Origin of the sequence: Listeria costaricensis (assembly GCF_900183385.1) — a bacterium.
GTDB classification, from domain to species: domain Bacteria; phylum Bacillota; class Bacilli; order Lactobacillales; family Listeriaceae; genus Listeria; species Listeria costaricensis.
In genome coordinates this window covers 1-3,292 of sequence record NZ_FXUT01000034.1, presented here as the reverse complement: position 1 = coordinate 3,292, position 3,292 = coordinate 1, and the positions used below count along the sequence as shown (strand labels likewise).

General features: G+C 40.1%; 5 protein-coding genes and 1 pseudogene. All 6 read left to right on the top strand.

The genetic code is table 11. From position 1 onward, the window contains the following. The first annotated feature begins 894 nt into the window (after window positions 1–894). Window positions 895–1,128 (top strand): hypothetical protein, encoded by a 234-nt coding sequence (locus CS921_RS15820; RefSeq protein ID WP_205527797.1) that lies wholly within the window; start codon window positions 895–897, stop codon window positions 1,126–1,128. 4 nt (window positions 1,129–1,132) lie between these two features. After that, on the top strand, window positions 1,133–1,366 hold the full coding sequence (locus CS921_RS15245) for an Imm74 family immunity protein (RefSeq protein WP_099225396.1): 234 nt from the start codon (window positions 1,133–1,135) through the stop codon (window positions 1,364–1,366). Window positions 1,367–1,517: 151 nt separating this feature from the next. After that, entirely contained in the window at window positions 1,518–2,606 is a 1,089-nt protein-coding gene (locus CS921_RS15240; protein WP_162921802.1) for a TNT domain-containing protein, read from the top strand. Window positions 2,607–2,618: 12 nt separating this feature from the next. Continuing rightward, window positions 2,619–2,861, top strand: a complete 243-nt coding sequence (locus tag CS921_RS15235) for an Imm59 family immunity protein (protein WP_099225392.1) — start codon at window positions 2,619–2,621, stop codon at window positions 2,859–2,861. Window positions 2,862–2,881: 20 nt separating this feature from the next. Then, window positions 2,882–2,965 carry an Imm59 family immunity protein gene (locus tag CS921_RS15610; RefSeq protein WP_240422389.1) on the top strand — a complete coding sequence of 28 codons (84 nt, stop codon included), beginning with the start codon at window positions 2,882–2,884 and terminating at the stop codon, window positions 2,963–2,965. 139 nt (window positions 2,966–3,104) lie between these two features. Continuing rightward, a pseudogene (locus CS921_RS15225) lies at window positions 3,105–3,292 on the top strand (hypothetical protein); the annotation flags it as partial.

Below are 3,292 nucleotides of genomic sequence, written 5' to 3'. Positions count from 1 at the left end.
CGAGCGTTTGACTACAAATCAATCAAGGATGAACAAGAAGAAAAAGAGTTCTGGGTGAATATTGTAGCGACCGTGGTAATTGTTGGCGTTAGTATCTTCTGTCCCCCAGCCGGCTTGGCGTTAGGAGCGGTCTATGGCGGTTTAGAAGTCAGCTCCGCTGTCAGCGGGAAAGATTGGATCTCAGGCCGAGAACTCAGCACCAGTGAACGCGCAACGCGCGGCGTATTCGGCATGTTAGACGTCATCCCTGGCGTCAAAGCCTTGTCTGGTGGTGCGAAAGCCGTCTCAACCGGTAAAAACATCGCCCGTTTAGGCGACAATATGATCAGCGGAGGCAAAAACGCTCTGAAAACCGGTGCCAAAACCGTTTCCAGCAAAGTTGATGACGCTCTAAAAATGGGGCAAGAATTAGCCAGTAGTCGCATCAAAAACGCGAGTACCAGCTTCAAAGAAGCGGCCAACTCCATCGGCGACAGCGTGAAAGAAGCAGGTAAAAAGGTTGGGAATCTCAACCTCACACCGGGTCGAGAAATGGCTGTCGCAGGCGGCGGAAAAATCGGTGCAGGTGTAACCGTAGGCGAAGTCGTTAACGACATCAAGAAAGGGGCCCAAACAACAGGCAATAAACTAAAAGACTTCCTAAACGATGCCGCACATCTCAATATTAGTGGAAGTGGAAAAGGTGGTCATATTGATGATACACTAAAGGGGGTTGGTGGAGCTGGTGAGTTTAATATTGAAGAAATCAGACCACAACTAAAAACTAATCCTGACGAAGCATTTTTTTGGTCAGGTAGAACAGACGGGGTTGGAGGTGCAGATGTTGCAGCCAACATAGCCGAAGGAAAAGGTGGCGTAACTTTAGAATCAACAATAGCCAATAAAAAGATTACAATGCCAGAGTGGGATTTTAACAATCCGTCATCAATGGAAGCATGGGATTTGGCATCGGGAGCATATGCAGAACAAGTTTCAGGAGAAATAAGAGCTGTTGTTGGTTCTGAATTAAGACCCGGAAACATCTGGGAAAATGTTGAACTACCGAGGTTGATAGAAAATCCAAATGTTACTAAGATAACAACAATTGACCCTAAAACGGGGGTTGAAACCATTATTTTTGAGAGGTAATAAAATGAAAATTACAGGAAGTAACTCTTATATTAAATTTGATTTTGAAAATGGCTATGTACTAAAAGCAGATGGAGAAATGTTGGTTGGTAATAAATTTGTAGTATACAAGGATTCAATGAAAATTTGGGAACCACCACATCAGGCTGAAAAAGTAACTGAGGAACAAATAATTGATATTATAGAGCAGGTAAAACGAAATACTAATGAAAATACGGTTCAAATTATATTTGAGTAAGGAATTAGGATATCTGTAGTAGATTTCGAGAAGATAGTTCAAATAATCTTAAAGTGTTTGGCATGTTTGGGAAGACAAACAGGTTTGTATGATTTTCCTTACATCCAATTGACTACCAAAGACAATAAAAGAATAGCTTCTGTCAAGGTTCTTGCCACGTAGTGGTGCGAAAGCCGTCTCAGCCGGTAAAAATATTGCCCGCTTAGGCGACAATGTGATCAGTGGGGGCAAAAACGCCCTAAAAACCGGCACCAAAACCGTTTCCAGCAAAGTTGATGACGCTCTAAAAATGGGGCAAGAATTAGCCAGTAGTCGCATCAAAAACGCGAGTACCAGCTTCAAAGAAGCGGCCAATTCCATCGGCGACAGCGTGAAAGAAGCCGGTAAAAAGGTTGGCAATCTCAACCTCACTCCAGGTCGAGAAATGGCTGTCGCAGGCGGCGGGAAAATCGGTGCAGGTGTAACCGTAGGCGAAGTCGTTAACGATATCAAAAAAGGCGCCCAAACAACCGGCAATAAACTCAAAGACTTCCTAAATGATGCCGCACATCTCAATATTAGTGGCAGTGGAAACGGAAGCCGGATTGATGATACACTAGAGAGCATTGATAAATATGAGCAACATATCCAAAAGATAGTAAAACAATCAACTTGTACAAATGATGAGTTATATACTTACTTGAGTAATATTGATAGCAAATTGGCGGAAGAATTTAAGAGAACTAATAACTGGCCAGTAGAGTTACAAGTGCCTAAAAGCTCAGATGTTTTAACAATAGATGGAAAAATTGATTGGAGTCATGTGCCGAATAACGGTTATGTTCTTGATGATAGTGGTAATGCAATAAAAAAAGACTACATTCCTAAAATAGGAGATAAGTTTGATAGATATGGACCTAATGATGGTCGATTTACATCTCCGGTCAATGATAATAAACCATACCGATACGAGGAACGTTCATTGCCATATGTTGAAGATGCTACAAAATATCATCATTATGAAGTGGTAGGTAATTTTGAAAATATAAAAAGTTATGTTGATAGATGTACAGATGCTGCGTTAAAAGATAAAATTTATAATGATGTTGTGTTATATTATGGCAACGATTGGCAACAGATAAAAATAAGCGTTGGTGAAATTGCTTCTGGATTTGGGACACCAGGTGGCGGGACCCAATGGCAGTTCCCATTCTCTGTTGAAGTTCTTGAGAAAATTGGTTTAGTAAAAGAAATATTCTAGGAGGATTAATAAGTGAAAAGAATTGATGAATTACAAAACATTATTTATGTTGAAAAATTACCTGTCAATGTCTATAATGATCATGATCTGCAACCATTTGAAGTTGTATTGCAAAAAGAAGAAGAGAGATATCAGGTTTTTTCTACAAATGAAAGAGCTGGATTACAAGGAATTATAGTCAATTTTCATAGTGAAGAAGAAGCCTTTGAAGATATGATTATGAAAGCTCGATTGATGAAGAAGAATTATTATTAAGTTAATATTTTTTAAATATCATGCAAAGTAGAATCTTGTCAAACCGTCGAAAAGTTAAAAATGGAGAACCACCGGAATATCCCTGTCCGTTGTGGGATAATTAATCTGAGCTCATTTCGTTAGATTAATTAACTAAGCAACTATCCATATTTACAGATAGTTGCTTAGTTCTAAAAAGATAAGCAGTAGTGATTAGAAAATGATTAAACTGAATATTATACAATCATAGAAAGGACACACCGAATGAAAGACATCAAATACAACAGCGAGAAATGGGTCAAGATGGGGACCTCCATCGCAGAGCTAACAGCCAGCAGCTGGTTTGCCGGGTTGTTTCACGAACTGAACAAGGTCAACAAGAACTATGAAGCCGTCGAAACCACCATCCAAGAAAACGACCCAGACGACGCAGTTTCTTTCAGCCACACCAG